This window comes from Streptomyces sp. NPDC032198 (assembly GCF_040636975.1).
Taxonomy (GTDB): Bacteria; Actinomycetota; Actinomycetes; order Streptomycetales; family Streptomycetaceae; genus Streptomyces.
Genome location: NZ_JBEZVL010000008.1, coordinates 96845 through 115126 on the forward strand (window position 1 = coordinate 96845; position 18282 = coordinate 115126).

Below are 18282 nucleotides of genomic sequence, written 5' to 3' on the forward strand. Positions count from 1 at the left end.
GACATGTATCGACCATAGCGTATGCATGATGCAAAAGGCATGTACGATGCACATTTGTCAGCCCCAACCAACCCCCTGAGGACTCGCGTCATGAACGCCTCTCAGCCTGCCGTCAGAACCGGCGGCGTGGTCACCACGCTGGCACTCGCCGGCACGGTGGCCGCAGTCATGCAGACCCTGGTCACCCCGCTCATCGCGGAACTGCCGCAGATCCTGGACACGTCGTCCTCCAATGCGGCCTGGGTGGTGACCGTCACGCTGCTCGTCGCGGGTGTCTGCGTACCCGTATCGGGCCGTCTGGGCGACCTGATCGGTAAACGCCGGATGCTGCTGATCTGCGCGCTGCCCCTCGTTGTCGGCTCGGTGGTGTGCGCCCTCTCCTCCACGATCGTGCCGATGATCGTCGGACGAGGGCTGCAGGGCATGGGCATGGGCATGGTGCCCCTGGGAATCGCCCTTCTGCGGGACGTGGTGCCCGCCGCGAAGCTCAGCGGCTCGATCGCGTTGGTCAGTGCTTCCATGGGTATCGGCGGAGCGCTCGGCCTGCCGATCTCCGCAGCGGTCGCCGAGTACGCCAGCTGGCGCGTGCTGTTCTGGGGCTCCGCGGTCCTCGCGCTGATGATCGCAGCCCTGATCTGGTGCTTCGTCCCGGATGTGCCGGCCGGGGCCAAGGGTCAGCGGTTCGACGCCCCTGGCGCGATCGGCCTCGCGATAGGCCTCGTGTCCCTCCTGCTCGCCATCTCCAAGGGCGCCGACTGGGGTTGGGGATCGGGCACCACGCTCGGCCTGTTCGCCGTCGCGGTCGTGGCGCTCGGCGTCTGGGGGTTCTACGAACTGCGTACCCGTGAACCGCTGGTCGACCTGCGGACCACCGCCCGTCCGCGCGTGCTGTTCACCAACATCGCCTCGATCCTGGTGGGCGTCGGCATGTACGCCTTCATGCTGATCGCCCCGCAGCTCCTGCAGTTCCCCGAGACCACCGGCTACGGCCTGGGACAGTCGATGCTGGCTGCCGGCCTCTGGATGGCGCCCGGTGGCGTCATGATGATGATCGTGTCCCCGCTGGGCGGAAAGCTCATCAACGCCCGTGGCCCGAAGCTCGCCCTGGTCCTCGGCGCACTCGTGATCGCCGCCGGATACGGCCTGTCGCTGATGCTGATGGGCACCGCCTGGGGCCTGATGATCGTCGGACTCGTCATCAACAGCGGTGTGGGCCTCGCCTACGGCGCGATGCCCGCCCTGATCATGAGTTCGGTCCCGCTCTCCGAGACCGCCGCCGCCAACGGGTTCAACACCCTCATGCGGTCGCTGGGCACGACCATCGGCTCGGCCGTGATCGGCGTGGTCCTCGCACAGATGACCATCAACCTCGGCGGTGGCCACACCATCGCCTCCGAAGACGGTTTCCGGGTCGGACTCGCGATCGGCTGCGGGGTCGCACTCCTTGCCGCCGCGGTCGCCGCCGTCATCCCGGGCCTCGCCCGGCCCACGGAGGACGAGACCGACCGTTCGACCGCGGTGGAAGAGGCCACCGCCCGGAGCTGAGTGCCACACGGCGAGGAGAGGCAACTGAGCGCCGCAGCAGACCCGTTCGGCCTGGCGCGGCGCTCAGCCTCCGCAGCGCGTTGAGTGGCGTGGCAGCCGCGTGAACAGTGCGGAGACCGCAGTCCGTTGGGCCAGTTGGTGCGCGCGCCGGGGATGAAGCCGACCAGGCCCACGGCCAGACGGAAAAGGGCTTGCGCGGCGTACGGCCGCCGTTGGATGGACGTTGCGGCTGGACCCCTCTCCGGCAGGGTGCGGGGTCCACGACAGCCAGAGGACGGGAGCCTTCAACGGAGCGTGCCGTGACCGTGAAACAGACCGACCCGACCGTGCGGCCGATCAGCGGGCGCGAAGAACTCGACCTGTTCTCCCGATTTCCGTACGTCCTCAACGACGAGTTGGCCGACGATCTCACCGTCGGCCGCCTGGTGGGGTCGGCCCGGGGACGACACGCCCAGCCACCTGGACACCCTCGATATCGGTGACGGTTCGACGGATCCCGATGGCGTGGACCACGCCGTGCGGTTGCTGAACACGGCCATGGCCGAGATCTTCCCCTCGGGTGCCCGCCCGCCTGAGTACAGCCGCTTCCCGGATGTCCGTGCGCGAAACAGCGGTCAGGCATGACGAGGACGAACTCGCTCGCTACACGAGCCCGAAGAGCTGGTGGCGCATGGCAACCCTCGCCTCCGGAGAGCCGGTGGGGTTCGTGATCCCGGCTCGCAACGACTACAACGCCATCATCGCCTGCCGGATACGTCAACTTCGGGCGCGAGATCAACATGACCTGGAACTGACCCACGCACGGATCTCCCCGGACGGTGGCAGCGGGACCGGAGTGGCGCGTGGTGTTCGGGGGTAGAGCGCGTTAGACCGGCGACAGTGACGAGACGACTGCCGGACACCTTGGCACCGCACGACCGCGGGGACCCTGGGGGCGGCCGTGTGTCATGAACTGGACATGCGCATCCTTGAGATGCGCCTGGAGAAGGGCGACGACGCCATGAACAGATCCGCCTTCAAGGGCTCGTTACGAATGAGCCTCGCGCTCGGTGCGGCCCTGGCGTCGACCGTGCTCTGCACCCCCGCGAGCGCCAGCGTGCCTCGGGAGGTGAGCGACGGTACGGCAACGGCCTCCGCCGCCCGCGTGAGCACCGAACGCGACTGCCCCGTCGTGTACTTCGACCTGGGTGAGACCCTTGTGCACACCGCCGACGACGGCAGCACCACCTATCAGCCCGGCGCGGCCCAGTACTTGCGCGCCCTGCGCGAACGCCACATCAGAATCGGCCTGATCACCAACGTTCCGCCCGCCTGGGGCGCGACGGATGCCGAGCGCGCCGCCAGGCTGAAGAAGGAGGTCGACGCCACGTGGCGGGGCGCCCGGCCTTTCGCCTGGAAGGACTTCGGCGACCGGATTCTCACTCCCCGCACGGAGGCGGAACGTAAACCGGCCCCCGCTCTCTGGGAGCGCGCGAAGGCGGGCTCGGGCGGCTGCCGGCTCGTCTACCAGGCGGAGACGGCCGAGGAGGTCCAGGTCGCGGCCTCGCTCGGTTATGTGCCGTACCACGTGGGCCAGCCGCACCGGCCCACGTTCCTCCCGGTCGGGCTGATCGAACTCCTCGGCCGCCGGTCCGGCTGATCGACGTCCGCGCGCATCACGCCGCCCGCTGAGGTGTGCTCCCTTTCCGGATGCGCACCTCAGCGGGTGGTAACCACTCCCCAGCTGTTACCTGTTGGCCCGCTGCCCGTCGCGCCCGCCTTCGGTCAGTCGGCCCGCGTCGTCGGTGTCCGCCGTGTCCGGAGCCGGCACCTCGGCCCGCTTGACCATCCCGCTGCGCAGGAGCAGTTGGAAGACCCCGAGCAGCACCGCCGTCGCGAGCGCGCTGTGCCACAGCAGGGCGTCCAGGTGCCCGGCGGAGAGGTAGGCGCCCGCGGCGACCGCGGCCAGTGCGCACACCCCACGGTCCACGATGCTCTCGATCGACAGGAGTGTGGCGCGCGGGGCGTGCGCGGGCACCGCGTCGTTCACCAGCTTGCGCTGGATGGGGTACGCGAAGCCGGTCGCGGCGGCGAACAGGCAGAGCAGGGCGACCACCGCCCACGGCCCGCCCAGCGTCATGGCCGCCAGGGTGCCCGCGAGCGCCAGGCTCAGGATCGAGACCCAGGCGACCGGTGGCAGGCGGCGGCTCAGCCACTGGGGGCGGGCCGAGGCCACTGCCTCCGCCACCGTCATCGCGGCCAGCACTCCGCCGTGCGAGGCCTCCGCGATGCCGTGGTCGAGCAGGATCGGCTGGAAGAGATTGACCTGGCAGATACGGGACAGCGTGAAGACCGCCACGCCCTGCACCATCACCAAGGTCAGCCACCGCGAGGAAGCGACACAGCGCAGCGCATAACCCGCGTCACGCAGGAACGCGCCGCCTCTGCGCCCGCCGCCGGCCTTCTTCGTCCCGCTGCCGCTCTCGCCGCCGCTGCCCGCACCCGCCAGCCGGGGCAGCGCGATGGCGCAGGCGAGGGAGCCCGCCGCGCTCGCGGCACTGAGCACGTAGGGCGCCGCGTGGGCGAGGGACATCAGGGGGCCGACCAGCGGCCAGCACACGACCTTCGCCGCGAGCCCCAGGGCCCGCGCGGTGCCCTCCGCCTTCAGGTAGTGCTCGTCGCACTTCTCGGCCCGCAGCCCGTCGTACAGATAGGCGCTCGCGGCACCCGACGTGAGGGAGCGGCCCGCGGCAATGGCGAGGAAGTGGACCAGGAAGCCGGTGTACGAGGCGCTGAGGACCGGCGCCAGATTCGCCGCCGTCATGACCACCGCCCCGGCACGCAGACAGTTGCGGGTGCCGATCCGGTCGGCGATCAGGCCGGTCGGGATCTCGAACAGGCAGAAGGCCACGTAGTAGATGCTCTGGATGCCGAAGATCTGCCCGTCCGTCAGCCCGGCCGCCTTCTGGTAGGCGTAGAACACCGGCATCCACCACAGCAGGTTGAACAGCAGCTGGAAGCCGTAGTTGAGCCGGATGATGCGGCGTGCGGTGTCCGTCAGGCCATGGCCCGGCTCGCTGCCGATGCGCGGTCGGCCCAGTCGCGGGCTCACAGCGCGTACGGGCGGATCTGGACCAGCCGGAAGTCGCCCTGCTCGGTCATCAGCCACTCGATGTCCAGCGGCTTGTCCACCTCGGCACCGCCGAGCACCGACCCGCTGAAGTGGGACTGCAGGAGCCGCCCGGCCAGGGAGAGGTCGGCGAGCCGGGCGCGGGTGGCGGCGGACAGCGCCTCGCCAAAGGAGCCCAGGGCCACGGTGCGGCCGCCGCCCTCCACCGTGTTGTAGAGGTATTGCTGCGGCAGGACCGATCCGTCGACCACCTGCTCCGGAGAGCCGGGGGAGCAGTTGAGGTAGACGTTGCGGAAGTCCTCGCGCCGGGTCGGGTTGCAGGTGACCAGGACACCGCCGAGGGAGGCGGGCACGTACTCCTGAATGATCACGCCCATGTAGGTGTCGTCCAGGGAGATGCCGACCTGGTGGCGCAGTCGCACGCTGCGGGGCGACACCAGGGAGGCCCACACCTGGCGTACCGCGTCCAGGAGTTCACCGGTGCCGTGCACGGTGGTCACGGAATCGTAGACGCCCGCGGCCGAGAACCCGGGCAGGTCCTCGGCGTTGGACGAGGAGCGCACCACCAGGCGTCCGCCCGGGGCGGCGGGGAAGGCCTGGCTGATCTGCCGGGTGACGGACTCGGGCAGGGGCGTGTGCCGGATCAGGTGCTGGAGCTGCAGGCACAGGGAGTCCAGGACGTCGGTGGCGTCGAGTTCGAGTGCCATCTTGAGCTTGCCGATGCCCTGCTGGAGGGCGGGGGAGGAGGCGAGGAAGTGCTGCTGGAGCGCGAAGGGGAGGGCCACGCCTTCGGGGGCGCCGACCGTCGTGGCCACGAAGTCGGCCGCACGGGAGCGTAGTTCGGCCGTGGAGGGCGCGTCGAGGCCGAGGCGTGCCGCGAGGTGGCCGTGGAGGTCCTCGCGCGGGGGGCGGGGCCGCCCGTAGAAGGCGATCAGGTCGGCGCTGCGGCTGTCGAGTACGTGGTGCAGTTCGCCGAGGTTGGCCGCCTTGGTGCCGTAGCGGTCCCGGTCGGCGCTGCGCAGCCGGTGCAGGGCCAGCACCGGGGTGTCCTCGAGCAGGGGCGGCTCAAGGCGTATGCGCTGCTGGTGCCAGGCCGGAGCCCGCAGGTCGGGCTCGTGGTCGAGTCGCTCGAGGAGGATCTCGTCCTCGCGCACCCGGTAGCGGACCCACGCGTCGTCCAGCTGGTCCCTGTCGACGAGCTGGTCCAGGTCGCGCACGATGGCGTTGGGTATGCCCCAGCCGGAGGCCAGCACGTTGGTGTGCGAAAGCGGCGTGATCGGGGCGGTGTTGAGGAATCCGGCCACCCGGGGCACGTCGTCCGGCAGGCACGGCATGGCCACGATGTCCGCCCAGCCGAGAGCGGCCTCGGCCACCGCGTACTCCTCATGCGTACGGAAGTACCGCAGGCGCCCGGTGGCGTCGCCGGGGTTCAGCGGTGTCCGGGTCCGGGAGCCGAAGAGCTCGTGGCTCAGGATGCGCGGCACGCGCAGTTCGCTGATCGCCGCCAGCTCCTCCTCCTGCCCGTGGTTGGCGGGCTTGAGGAGTACCGGCAGCCTGCTGTCGACCCGTTCGCGCGTGAACTCGTAGAAGAACGCGAGCAGCTCGCCGTGCATGGTGTCGGCCTCGGTCGTCTCCAGGACGAGGAAGGTGCGTTCGCGGCCCTCCGTGTCCTGTTCGGTGTGCAGGGAGAGCACGCCGAGCAGGAAGCGGCGCCCGGGGTCCATGTAGACGGAGGCGTTGAACGCGTCCAGGTCCGCGTCCAGGGCGGCGAGTTCCATGCCCAGGACACGGGTGGCGATGTAGTTGACGTGGAAGGGGTGCGCGGTCGTGTCGAGCAGGTGCCAGGTGTGCTCGGCGCGGTCGACGACGACCTTGAGGTACGGGTGCCCGGCCAGGACACCGGAGAGGGTGCGGAAGAGCGGCAGGGAGAGGTGCTCGCCGATGACGGTGCGGTCCGTGCCCGGTTCGGCGGCGCCGGTGAACAGCTGGGTGGTCATGGGGAAGCCTCCTCGGACGGTGCGGACTGCGTGGTCGTGGTTTGTTCGGATGGCGTGGCGTGTGCGGCCTGGGTGGACGATGCGGCGGGCAGGACCTGCGGCAGTGCGTCCACCAGCGTCCTGAAGTCGCGGAGCACCGTGCGCGGGTCGGTGGCGGACAGCAGGCACAGGGCCGCCATGGTGTTGGCGCCCGCGGCCGGGTCGTAGACCGGCACGACGCTGCCGTCGGCCAGTGAACTCTCCGCGACCACCGACAGCTCGCTGCCCCCGCTCAGGGGCACCTCCGCCTCGACCGCGGGAAAGTCCCAGAGCCTGCGGTCCGGCCAGGCCTCGCCCTTGCCGTCGACCGCGAGGACGACGAGGGAGCCCGCGGCGCCGTCGGCCTGTGCCGGGGTCAGGGCCTGCTCGGGCCACGCGACCGTGCGGCCCAGGAGGTGGTCGACGAGCATGCCGACGAGGTCGAGTCCGAAGACCTCCTCGACCTGCGGGACCGTCATCGCGCCGCCGAACCGGGCGGCCGTCTCGATCAGCCACATGCCGCCGTCCGCACCGAGCTTGATCTCGGTATGGATTCCGCAGTCGCGGAGGCCGAGGGCATCCACGGCCTCCCGGGCGAGGGCCACGATGCGGTCCTGGGCGTCCTGGGGCAACAGGGCGGGGGTGATGCCCGCGCGCTCGGTGAACGGCTCGACCGTGGGCATCCGGCCACTGAGGCAGACCGGGCGGAACACACCGTCCGCCACGACGCCCTCGACGCTGACGTAGTCACCCCAGCCGGGCTCGTCGAACCAGTGCGCGGCGGAACCGGTCACGATCTGCTCGACCACGAAGTCCGCGTCGGCCTCGGCGACATGCAGCTCGGAGTACCCCAACTGGGCGGATTCGGCCATGACTTCGCGCGAGCGTCGCCAGGCGGTAGACACCTCGTGCGGGGAGCGGATGATCTGGTGCGCGGTGGAGCCCGCGCTCCAGGCCGCCTTGAGGAGGAGCGGGAAGGGCAGGCGGTCGGCTGCCGCGTGCAGCTCGTCCTCCGTGGCGACGGGGCTGAACTCGGGCTGCGGCAGGCCGTTTTCCTGCCATGCGCGCCGCATCAGCCGCTTGTCCCGGGCGAGCGCGGCGGCGCTGCCCGCCCCGGCGAGACCGAGCTCCTCGCACGCCTCGGCGACGGCCACCACCGCGTACTCGGAGAAGGTGAGCACCGCTTCCGCGCCCACGGCCTTGGCCTGCGAGACGATCAGGGACACCAGGTCGGAGCGCTGCGCGTCGGTGGGCGTGACCATCGAGGCGCACAGTTGCCGGGCGGTGTTCGCCACGGCTGGAGGAAGAGCGCTGAGCGCCAGCAGGTGTATCTCCGCCCTCACGGCCGCCCTGGAGAGGACGTGACCGAGCGGCGGACCACCCTTGGCATGCACTAACAGCACCTTGCTCACTGAAGTTCGTCTCCATTCGTCCGGTTGGTACGGGTCCTCATACGGGTTGTCGTACGGGCTGGTGACGCGCGTAGAAGACGGGAGGTCACCAGGGGTACGTTGCGGGGCGTGTTCACCCGCACACTCAAGGGGACCAGGTGACAGGTGCCCGTGGGGCCACCGTGGGCACTCGCCGCTCAGGCAAATGCCTGAGTCGCAGGCCTTGTTGGGATGTCTGTGCGCTCCGTCGGGGTGCGCCGGCTTGCCGACGGGCGCGCGCGAGTGCGTCCCGGGCCGACCGCCACTTCGGCCGAGAACCGAGCATGCGCGAGATCGGGACGGGATACGCATCGCGGGTGACTGCGCGTCAAAACCCGAATACGGACGGAGAGAACCCTGTGGACGATTCCAGCCTCAAGGCACTGCTCGAGCACCTTCCCGTGTTCTGGTGGGAGGTCGAGGAGCCGTGGCAGGTGCTGGAGAGGGGAGGCGGCGCCTTCGCCGACACGGGGACGGCGCAGCGCTTCCTGGACCGCATGCACCAGGAACTCCCCGCCCCGGGAAGCCCGTTGGAGGACGGCCGCCACCAGGCCCGGTTCGACGGCCGCATCTTCGACGTGAGCTGGACCCTGGACGAGAACGTCGCCCACAGCCGTACGCGCGGCCTCGCGGTGGAGGTCGACGCGCACCCCGAGGCCCCGCGCCGGTATGCCGCCTTCGCCGACCTCGTGGACCTGGCCCCGGCCGCGGCCTTCATCCGCGACCGGCACGGACGCTACCTATGGGCCAACCACGCCTACGCGCACCTCTACGGCACCACGGTGGAGGAACTCGTCGGCAAGTACATCGAGGACTTCGACGCCCCCGCCGAGGCCGACCAGTTCCGCGCCCTCGACCAGGAGATCCTCACCCGGGGCACGCCGGTGCGCCACACCCTCGGCTACCGGCGCCCCGACGGCAGCGCGGGACAGGCGGTGGGCCACCGCTTCCCGGTGCGGGAGAACGCGCAGACCTGCGTCGCCGGAATCTACGTGGACATCACCGACCACCTCCGCACCATGGTCCAGCGGCAGGAGGCCGAGGAGAGCCTGCAGGCGCTGCGCGACCACAGCGGCCTGCCCTGCGCCCTGCTCTCGGCCGACGGACGCGTGATCGAGGCGAGCGCGGCGGCCGCCGAGCTGTTCCACCTCGGCCTGCCCGACCTGGTCGGCCGCCGCGCCCACACCCTGCTCGCCCCTGCTCCCGCCCGCGACCTGGATCGACTGCACCACAGATGGAACGGTCTGATAGCCCGCCGCACCAGACGGGTGGAGACCTCCGCCGTGCTCGTCGACACCCAGGGGCAGCATCGCCGCGCGCAGCTGCACCTCACGACGGTCGGCCACTCCGCTGCCCGCGCCCGGCACGTGTGGGCCGTGGTCACCCACCAGAGCCTGGCCCACGAGGCCCACCCCTCACTCACCGCCGCGCAGATCCGCATCCTCTCCCTCCTGGCGGAGGGCAGCAGCAACAGCGACATCGCCACCTCGATGAAGCTCTCCCGCCAGACGGTCGACTACCACCTCAGCCGCCTGCGGCAACACCTGGACGCCGCCACCCGCCCCGCCCTGGTTGCCCGCGCCTACGTCCTTGGCATCCTCGCCCCCCGTGCCTGGCCGCCGCGCTCCGCCACGGCGGCCCATCCGCTCAGCGCCGTCTGACGGGCCCGGGCTGTATCAGCTCCCGGTGCGCGGGCGCAGGACGACCGGCAGCTCCCGGTGTCCGTTGGAGATGAAGGACTCCCCGGGGCGCAGCGCGGAGGCGGGGACGGCGAGGGCGAGGTCCGGGAAGCGGGTGAACAGCCCCCGGAGCGCGATCTCGCCCTCCATCCGGGCCAGGGCGGCGCCCAGGCAGACGTGGACGCCGTGACCGAAGGCGAGGTGTGTCTTGCTGACGCGGGTCACATCGAAGGTCTCGGCGGTCGCGCCGTGGAGGTCGGGGTGACGGCCCGCTGCCGCGTAGGAGGCCAGGATCGCGTCGCCCTGACGGATCGTGAGCCCCTGCGCCAGCGGAATGTCCTCGATCGCGAACCGCATCGGCAGGTGCGCGACGGGCGCCTCGTAGCGCAGCGTCTCTTCGACGACATCGGTCCACGCGCTCTTGCCCTCGCGCACCAGAGCGAGCTGATCGGGGTGGGTGAGCAGCGCCGCGATGGCCTGGTCCAGCAGGTTGACGGTCGTCTCGTAGCCCGCGCTGATCACGAGGAGGAGCGTGTCGAGGAGCTCCTGCTCGGTCAGCGCGGAGCCGTCACCGCCCTCGTCGTCGTCCCGGGTGGCGATGAGTACGGAGGTCATGTCCTCGCCGGGCCGGGCGCGCTTGGCGGCGACCATGTCGGCCAGGATCGCGTACAGCTCCTTGGTGTTCGCGGCCGCCTGATCGGGGCTGAGCGTGGTGTCGAAGACCCCGTCGACGGTACGGCGGAAGTCCGCCTGGGAGTGCTCGGGAAGCCCCATGAGCTCGGTGATGACCCGGATGGGCAGCGGATAGGCGAACCGCTCACGCAGGTCGGCGGATTCCCCGGCGGGGGTGGCGGCGAGTTCGTCCAGGAGCGTCTCGGTTATCTCCTCGATGCGCGGCTGCAGGGCGGCCATGCGGCGCGCGGTGAAGGCGGGGCTGACCAGTCGCCGCAGGCGCCGGTGGTCGCCTCCGAAGGCGGTGAACATGTTGTCGACGGCCACCCACAGCGCGAGAGGCCAGGTGCCGAGGATCTGGTCGGGGTAAAGCGGCCAGTGCTGCCGGGGGTCCTTGGAGACCCGCGGGTCGGTGAGGAGCTGTTTGAGCAGGGCCGGATCGGTCACCGCCCACGCCTCGACCCCCAGGACATCGACGCGTGCGGCCGGTCCGCGCGAGCGCAGTTCGGCATCCTCGGCGTGCCGGTCGCTGCCGGCGGCGTCCAGGACAAGGATCTGCGGCTGGTCCATGGGAGAGCTCCTCAAGGGGGGTGCGGGCCTGGTGTGGAAAAGATGGGCAGAGCCGAGATCAGCTGACTGACCGATCGACCGTCCGGACCTGGCGTGGCAGGCAGCATGACACCGTTCAAGTCGTCCGATCGAGACGGGCAGGAGACACAGTAGTTGTCCATCTGAGCCTGGGTGAAGGGAACTTCGGGGCGCCGCGCGGGCAGGGGGAGCGGCTGCGGCCTGCGTTGTCCGACGTCTCGCGGGCGGTCGGGCTGCGCGGTGCACCCGGCCGCCCGGAGTGTTGGCGTAGGCCTGACGCTCTGTCACATCCCTGTCGGGCGTGAGCTGCGTCCGCGGCACGGCCCGGGCAACGAGATCGGATTCCTGCGGCGCGTTGACCGTCAAGCGAAAGCAATATCGGTGGATCATCACAAGGTACGGCGCGGGCTCGAGCCCCCCGGTGACCTGGGAGGCGCTGCTCGAAGAGCGCCGCGAGAGGGACACGAAGAGAGCTGCGAGGGCGCCGAGCGCGACCGTCGCCGCGTGGAGGAAAGAGAATGAAATGACCGACGCCATCGTCGTGCTCGGAGTGGTCATCGGACTGTCTGTGCAGATCCAGGCGGTGTGGGACCTGAGTCGTGCTCCTTTGGAGGGGGAGGACACCGATGCGGTGCAAGCTCAGGCCATCCTCCTGGCGGTGGCGGGAGGCCTGTTCGCCGTCGTCGCCCTGGCCGTGGCGCTCTTCGCCCCCACCGGGTCCTAGAGCCGCAGCTACCGGCTACCGGCTACGGGTGGAGCACGATCTTGCCGTGGGTTCGGCGCTGTTCCAGGTCGTGGAACGCCTCCCGCACCTGGTCCAGTGGGTAGGTGCGGGCGATCGGCACCTCCAGCTTCCCGCGCGCGGCGAGCCGGGCCAGCTGCCCGATCACGACCGCGCACGCCGCCGCGCCTTCGCCGTGGGTGCGCGCACCGAACTTGGCCGCGGCCCGCCAATCGCGGATCGTATTGATCCGCTCCGGGCGCACACCCAACGCCACCGCCAGCTCCACATAGCCGTCGCCGAACGTGTCGATGAACGCGTCGACCTTCCCGACGGAAGCCTGTCGGATCCGCTCGGCCATGCCCTCCCCGTACGTGACCGGGATGACGCCGTGCTCCTTCAGCCAGGCATGGTTCCGCTCGCCGGCCAGTCCGATCACCGTGGCGCCGGACCGCCGCGCGAGCTGCACGGCGATCGAACCGACGCCGCCCGCCGCACCGGAGACGACGACCGTGTCTTCCGCGTCGAGGTCCACCGCGAACACGCTGGCGTAGGCGGTCGTGCCGGCCACGTACAGCGACCCGGCCACGTCCCAGGACAGCCCCGCCGGACGGGCGACCAGGTTCACGTCGTCGACCACCACGAACTGCGCATGGCTGGCCCGCCGGTGGGTGAAGCCCAAGACCTCGTCGCCGACCGCGAAGCCGCGTACCTGCGAACCGAGTTCCACCACCACACCGGCCAGATCGCTGCCCTGCCCGGAAGGGAATACCGCCGGCCAGCGTTCGTGCAGCGCGCCTGTACGGATGTTCGCCTCGCCGGGCTGGATCCCGGCCGCCCGGACTTCGACCAGCACCTGCCCAGGGCCCGGCACCGGCCGCTCCACGTCCTCGACCCGGAGGACGTCGATCCCGCCGTACGCGTGGAATCGCACTGCCTTCATCGCGTGATCACCGCACTTCGTCGTTCGGACAGGGCCTGGACGGTCACGTGCCGGATGGCCGGCAGCGACCGTACCTTCGCATTCAAGTGCGCGGCAGCGGAACGGTATTCCCGCTCGGTGACAGTCGGTGAGAGGTCGGCCTCGCGTACGGAGCGCACGCAACTGTTACCCGTGGGTAACTTGACGTAGGGTCTCCAGTCGCGGGCCGTCGGCCCGCCGGGCTGTACGACAGGCAGCCGCCGCACGACAGTCGGGCTGCCGCACGACGCAGCCCGGGGAACAGAAAGGACCCGTCCTCATGACCGCCCCACGTCGGCTTCGCACCACCTTGCTCCCGCTGGCTCTGGTCGTCTCCGCGGCCACCCTGGGCACCGGAGCCGCAATGGCCGTAGCGCAGGACGCGACCTCCCAGAGCACACCGAGGACTGCCGCGCAGCGCCCCACCTGGGCCATCGCCCACCGGGTGCTGACCACCGGCGGGGTGACCAAGGCGCTCGCCAACGGGGCCAACGCGCTGGAGATGGACGCCACGGCCTGGCGCAAGGGCTGGTGGGCGGACCACGACGGCACCCCCACCAGCTCCGGCGACACCATGGCCGACATGTTCGACCAGGTGGCCAAGGAGCACGAGGGCGGACGTCATGTCTCCTTCGTCTGGCTGGACATGAAGAACCCCGACTGGTGCGACAGCAGCGACCCCCAGTGGCGCCACTGCTCCGTGGCGGCGCTGCGGGACATGGCGCGCGAGAAGCTGGAGAGCAAGGGCATACGAGTGCTCTACGGCTTCTACGGCAAGGAGGGTGGCAGCGGCTGGAAGAACGTCCTCGGTGACCTGAACTCCAAGGAAGCCGTCAGCTACAGCGGCACCTACGCGCAGGTCCGGGACGGCTTCGCCGAGCACGGGCCGGATGTCCCCGGCGGCCAGCGCGTGATGGACAACGGCCTGTTCGACATGGCGCTGAAGTTCGGCAGCATCCGCAAGGAGCTCGAAGCAGGCCGGAAGGCCCGGGACGCCGGAGACCTGGCACAGACCGTCGGCTGGACAGTGGGCAAGGGCGACGGCGAGCGCACCGCCACCCTGCTCGACTCCTCCGACGGGAGCGCCGCCGTGGACAGCCTCATCTACGGCAACCGCATGTCGTGCTACCCCGACGGCGTCACCGGTCCCCAGGGCTGCGGCACCGACGACAGCGGGGTGCGGGAGTCCCTCTCGTACATCACGGATTACGTGAAGGCCCACCCGGAATCCCGCCGCATGGCCACCCCGAAGGACATCCCGTTCGGCAACTGACGCCACGAGCCGACTCGGAGCTGACGCCATGAGCTGCCCGCATAGAGCCGATCGGAGGGCAAAAAACAAAGGCAAGGAGAGAGAGCTCTCCTTGCCACTCTCAACTTATAGCGTGCTGGGGGGCTTGCCGCAAGGCCCCGGTCACGTCGCACAATCGTCGGCCGATGCCATAACCCCGACCCGGCAGAGGGACGGCAACCAGGGATGAGGACGTGCTCGACGTGAGGTTCGACAGTGTGGGAGGCGCCGGTCAGCCGATCGGCGACCGCAGGGCAACGGAGCACGGCTGCGTCGGAGGTAGCGCAATGGTCCAGCAGTACGTGTGCGAACTGCAAGAGGCCGACGAGACGCACGTCGCGGTCGTCGGTGGCAAGGGCGCGCACCTGGGCGGGCTCTCGCGGATCGACGGCATCCGCGTGCCGGACGGCTTCTGCGTGACGACGGAGGCCTTCCGGCGGATCATGGCGGAAGCGCCGTCGATCGACGACCGGCTCGACCGGCTGGCACGCCTGGACCCGGACGACCGGGAGACGATCCGCGCGCTGAGCGCGGAGATCCGAAAGACCATCGAGGACATCGCCGTCCCCGGGGATCTCGCGGCGGCGATCACCCACGCGCTCACCCGGCACGGCGAGCAGGCCGCCTACGCCGTCCGCTCCAGCGCGACGGCGGAGGACCTGCCGACGACCTCCTTCGCCGGCCAACAGGACACCTACCTGAACATCGTGGGACCGACGGAGATCCTCCGGCACGTCAGCCGGTGCTGGGCCTCGCTGTTCACCGAGCGGGCCGTGACCTACCGCCAGCGCAACGGCATCGACCACCGCACGGTCCACATGGCCGTGGTCGTGCAGCGGATGGCCTTCTCGCAGGCGGCCGGCATCCTGTTCACCGCCGACCCCGTCACGGGCAACCGGAAGGTCGCCACCGTGGATGCCGGATTCGGCCTCGGCGAGGCCCTGGTCTCCGGCCTGGTCAACCCGGACGTCTTCACGGTGCGGGACGGCGAAGTCGTCGCCAAGACCATCGCCGCCAAGGAGCGTGCCATCGAGGCCCTGCCGGCCGGCGGCACGCAGGAAGTGACGATCGACGCGCAGCGGCAGGAGCAGCCGGCGCTGACGGACGCCCAGGCCGTACACCTCGTCGAGCTCGGGCGGCGCATCGAGGCGCACTTCGGCCGCCCGCAGGACATCGAATGGTGCCGGGTCGACGACGGCTTCCAGATCGTGCAGAGCCGGCCGATCACCACACTGTTCCCCATCCCCGTCCCGGAAGAAGGCGACGAGGACAACCACGTCTACGTCTCCGTCGGCCACCAGCAGATGATGACCGACCCCATGAAGCCCCTGGGGTACTCCCTGTGGCAGCAGACGGCCATGGTGGCGATGCACGAGGCCGGCGGGAGGCTGTTCGTCGACGTCACCCGGCGCCTGGCCTCGCCCGCGAGCCGCGCCGGCCTTTTGGACCTCATGGGGAAGGGTGATCCGCTGGTCAGGGACGCGCTGGAGACCGTCCTGGACCATGACGGCTTCGTCCCGACGCTTCCGGACCCCGACCCCGCCCCCAGCAGGCCGTCGACCGGCGCTGCGCCCGACCCCATCGCGACCGACCCGGCCCTCGTCACCGAGCTGATCGAGCGCAGCGAGGCGTCCGTCGCCGCCCTGGAGCGCGAGATCCGCACGAAGAACGGACCGGCGCTCTTCGACTTCCTGCGGGAGGCCTTCGACGAGCACAAGCGAGTCCTCGGCGACCCTTTGAGCATGCAGGCGATCATGGCGGGGATGGAGGCCACGTGGTGGCTCAACGACAAGCTGCAGGAGTGGCTGGGCGAGAAGAACGCGGCTGACACGCTCACGCTCTCCGCCCCCGACAACATCACGTCGGAGATGGGCCTGGCGCTGATGGACGTCGCGGACGTGATCCGCCCGCATCCGGAGGTCGTGGCCTACCTCCAGGGCGCCACGGATGAGGACTTCCTGGACGAGTTGGCGAAGGTCGCGGGTGGGACGGAGGCACGCGACGCCATCGAGGCCTACCTCGACCGGTACGGCATGCGCTGCGTCGGCGAGATCGACATCACGAGGCCGCGCTGGAGCGAGAGCCCCGCCACGCTGGCGCCCGCGCTCCTGGACAACGTCAGGAACTTCGAGCCGGGCGCCGCCGAGCGCCGCTTCGAGCAAGGGCGGCAGAAGGCGCAGCAGAAGGAACAGGACGTGCTGTCACGCCTGCGGGCCCTGCCGGACGGGGACCGGAAAGCCGACGAGACCAAGCGGATGATCGACCGGATCAGAACCTTCATCGGCTACCGGGAGTACCCCAAGTACGGCATCATCAGCCGCTACTTCGTCTACAAGCAGGCCCTGTTGGCGGAGGCCGAGCGCCTCGTGCAGGCCGGCGTGCTGCGTGAGAAGGAGGACGCCTTCTACCTCACGTTCCAGGAACTGCACGACGTCGTGCAGTCGAACCAGGTGGATGACGGGCTCATCCAGCAGCGCAAGGACGCGTTCCGGTCCTACCACGCGCTGACACCGCCCCGGGTGCTCACATCGGACGGCGAGGCCCTCACCGGGGCGTACCGGCGCGACGACGTACCGGAGGGCGCTCTGGTCGGCCTGCCGGTGTCCGCAGGGACCATCGAGGGAAGGGCCCGCGTCATCCTCGACATGGCGGACGCCGATCTCGAAGCGGGTGACATCCTGGTCACGACCTTCACGGACCCCAGCTGGTCGCCGCTGTTCGTCGGGATCGCGGGCCTGGTCACGGAGGTGGGCGGCCTGATGACCCATGGCGCGGTGATCGCCCGGGAGTACGGCCTGCCGGCCGTCGTGGGCGTGGAGCGAGCCACCGGGCTGATCCGGGACGGGCAGCGGATCCGCGTGCACGGAACCGACGGATACATCGAGATCCTGCCCTGACCTTGCCGCCGAGCAGTTCCCGGAGGACGGGCCTCAACTGAGGGTCGTCCACTGGGGCGCGGGGGTGGGCCCCGGCCGCGCTTCGATGGCTTCCCCCCGCCCCCACGGCCCGTACCGCACCCGGAAGACGTCGTCGCCGGACCGTGAAGGCACCTCGGCCTTCAGCGACTTGGGCAGGTCGTGCGCGGTGACGACGAGGGTGAAACGTACGGCTCCTTCGGGGCGGGCGGTCGCGTAGGGGCGGTAGAGGCCGCCGATGGTGAGGTCGGCGTCGAGGGCGTTCAAGGGGGTGCTTCCGGTGAGGGTGCGGGTGCCGTTCGCCCGCTCGGTGGTCAGTTCGGTGGCGTTGTCGAGGAGTGCCACGAGGTGCGCGGGCTGGGCCAGCCAGCGGGTCTCCAGGGCGTTGCGCAGCGCAACGTCGTCCGCTGCCGCGGCGGATGCGTCGGCCTCGGTGCGGTACGCGCCCTGCGGGCCGAGATCGGGGCCGGTCATCTCCTTGGCCGGGGTGATGACGGCGCGGTTGCCGATCAGCACGATCTCCGGCGGGTACCAGCCGTGGCCTTCGCCCATGTCGTAGAGGACGTGCGTCGCGGCCCTGGCGGTGGTGGCGTCGACCAGATCGAGGCGGGCCTGGCCGGTGAAGGAGTCGGGATCACCGCCCTGGCGGGCGACGACCGCGACGCTGACCCGCTGTTTGGCCAGCATCGCGGAGCGGATGGGCTCGGCACGGGGTCCGGCCGTGGTTGCAGCCGTGGGGGCGGCCGACGGCTTCGCCCGGCTGTCGCTCTCAGTGTCGTCGGAGTCCAGCAGATGCGCGCCGACGCCCCCGAGGGCCCCGATCAACAGGCCGACCGCGACGGCCACGGCGACCGCGTGGCGGCGTGGCCGCGTGGGTTTTTGAGGGATTCCTTCGTCGGACACGGTCCCGCCCCCGTTCGCACCATCCCCGGCGACGCCGGAGTGGTCAGATCACCAAGAGGACTCCACGGTAAGGCCGTTCGAGGGGATTTACGCCGCTTCCGGAACTTCCACCCCCTTCGTCGTCGAAGGCGACCTGTGCATCAGAGCTCGGCGAAGACGCCCTCCAGCCAGTGGCCGAGCACACCTAGGTCTGTCTCCGTGAGGCCGATCGTGGAATCGACGCGGTGGAGCAGGGCCTGTCCCTCGTGCCGTGCCCGGGGATGACCTTGGCCAGCTGCGGGTTGGACGGGTGCTGTCACCGGTCCCACTAGGGGCGACGGCAACTGTGCGCCGCCGTAGGGCAGGAGCGTTCCGTCGACGTCCAGGAAGAGCAGGGGGCGCTGCGCGGGATCGGCCATGACGGCACGGTATAGCCCGGTAGCCGCGCACTGGCTTGAGGCTGTGCGGGCCGCC

General features: G+C 70.4%; 14 protein-coding genes. 7 read left to right on the forward strand and 7 right to left on the reverse strand.

What is annotated here, in order from left to right:
* Window positions 1-90 precede the first annotated feature (90 nt).
* The 3 genes from AB0E78_RS22085 (at window position 91) to AB0E78_RS22095 (ending at window position 3184) form a co-directional block, all read left to right on the forward strand.
* Complete coding sequence (locus AB0E78_RS22085; RefSeq protein ID WP_361834962.1) at window positions 91-1545, forward strand: MFS transporter; 1455 nt, start codon at window positions 91-93, stop codon at window positions 1543-1545.
* Window positions 1546-1844: 299 nt separating this feature from the next.
* Window positions 1845-2027, forward strand: a complete 183-nt coding sequence (locus AB0E78_RS22090) for a hypothetical protein (RefSeq protein ID WP_361834965.1) — start codon at window positions 1845-1847, stop codon at window positions 2025-2027.
* 476 nt (window positions 2028-2503) lie between these two features.
* The gene (locus AB0E78_RS22095) at window positions 2504-3184 is read left to right on the forward strand and encodes a hypothetical protein (RefSeq protein WP_361834967.1); all 681 of its coding nucleotides are present in this window, start codon (window positions 2504-2506) and stop codon (window positions 3182-3184) included.
* Window positions 3185-3271: 87 nt separating this feature from the next.
* Here AB0E78_RS22095 and AB0E78_RS22100 read toward each other — a convergent pair whose 3' ends face one another.
* Genes AB0E78_RS22100 through AB0E78_RS22110 form a run of 3 tightly spaced genes read right to left on the reverse strand, consistent with a single transcriptional unit; the run spans window position 3272 to window position 8081 of the window.
* On the reverse strand, window positions 3272-4636 hold the full coding sequence (locus AB0E78_RS22100; protein WP_361834969.1) for an MFS transporter: 1365 nt from the start codon (window positions 4634-4636) through the stop codon (window positions 3272-3274).
* Window positions 4633-6651, reverse strand: coding sequence for a PEP/pyruvate-binding domain-containing protein (locus AB0E78_RS22105; RefSeq protein ID WP_361834972.1), 2019 nt, complete (start codon window positions 6649-6651; stop codon window positions 4633-4635). Before AB0E78_RS22105 ends, AB0E78_RS22100 begins: the two co-directional genes overlap by 4 nt.
* The gene (locus tag AB0E78_RS22110) at window positions 6648-8081 is read right to left on the reverse strand and encodes an ATP-grasp domain-containing protein (RefSeq protein WP_361834975.1); all 1434 of its coding nucleotides are present in this window, start codon (window positions 8079-8081) and stop codon (window positions 6648-6650) included. Before AB0E78_RS22110 ends, AB0E78_RS22105 begins: the two co-directional genes overlap by 4 nt.
* Before the next feature lie 377 nt (window positions 8082-8458).
* Here AB0E78_RS22110 and AB0E78_RS22115 point away from each other — a divergent pair, with 377 nt between their 5' ends.
* Window positions 8459-9760: a PAS domain-containing protein gene (locus AB0E78_RS22115; RefSeq protein WP_361834978.1), complete on the forward strand. Its 1302-nt coding sequence runs from the start codon at window positions 8459-8461 to the stop codon at window positions 9758-9760.
* Between the two features lie 15 nt (window positions 9761-9775).
* On the opposite strand, the gene AB0E78_RS22120 is transcribed toward AB0E78_RS22115, so the two are convergent.
* The gene (locus AB0E78_RS22120) at window positions 9776-11020 is read right to left on the reverse strand and encodes a cytochrome P450 (RefSeq protein ID WP_361834981.1); all 1245 of its coding nucleotides are present in this window, start codon (window positions 11018-11020) and stop codon (window positions 9776-9778) included.
* A 541-nt stretch (window positions 11021-11561) separates the two neighbouring features.
* On the opposite strand from AB0E78_RS22120, the gene AB0E78_RS22125 reads away from it, so the two are divergent.
* Window positions 11562-11762, forward strand: coding sequence for a hypothetical protein (locus tag AB0E78_RS22125; protein ID WP_361834984.1), 201 nt, complete (start codon window positions 11562-11564; stop codon window positions 11760-11762).
* A 22-nt stretch (window positions 11763-11784) separates the two neighbouring features.
* Here the strand turns inward: AB0E78_RS22125 and AB0E78_RS22130 are convergent, their stop codons facing one another.
* Window positions 11785-12702 (reverse strand): NADP-dependent oxidoreductase, encoded by a 918-nt coding sequence (locus AB0E78_RS22130; protein ID WP_361834987.1) that lies wholly within the window; start codon window positions 12700-12702, stop codon window positions 11785-11787.
* Window positions 12703-13000: 298 nt separating this feature from the next.
* Here AB0E78_RS22130 and AB0E78_RS22135 point away from each other — a divergent pair, with 298 nt between their 5' ends.
* Together AB0E78_RS22135 and rph are read left to right on the forward strand one after the other, a co-directional pair.
* Window positions 13001-13993 (forward strand): phospholipase, encoded by a 993-nt coding sequence (locus AB0E78_RS22135; RefSeq protein ID WP_361834990.1) that lies wholly within the window; start codon window positions 13001-13003, stop codon window positions 13991-13993.
* Window positions 13994-14298: 305 nt separating this feature from the next.
* Entirely contained in the window at window positions 14299-16908 is a 2610-nt protein-coding gene (gene rph, locus AB0E78_RS22140) for a rifamycin-inactivating phosphotransferase (protein WP_361835866.1), read from the forward strand.
* Window positions 16909-16941: 33 nt separating this feature from the next.
* Here the strand turns inward: rph and AB0E78_RS22145 are convergent, their stop codons facing one another.
* Together AB0E78_RS22145 and AB0E78_RS22150 are read right to left on the reverse strand one after the other, a co-directional pair.
* Window positions 16942-17829 (reverse strand): hypothetical protein, encoded by an 888-nt coding sequence (locus tag AB0E78_RS22145; RefSeq protein ID WP_361834993.1) that lies wholly within the window; start codon window positions 17827-17829, stop codon window positions 16942-16944.
* Between the two features lie 140 nt (window positions 17830-17969).
* The gene (locus AB0E78_RS22150; protein WP_361834996.1) at window positions 17970-18227 is read right to left on the reverse strand and encodes a hypothetical protein; all 258 of its coding nucleotides are present in this window, start codon (window positions 18225-18227) and stop codon (window positions 17970-17972) included.
* Window positions 18228-18282: the final 55 nt, after the last annotated feature.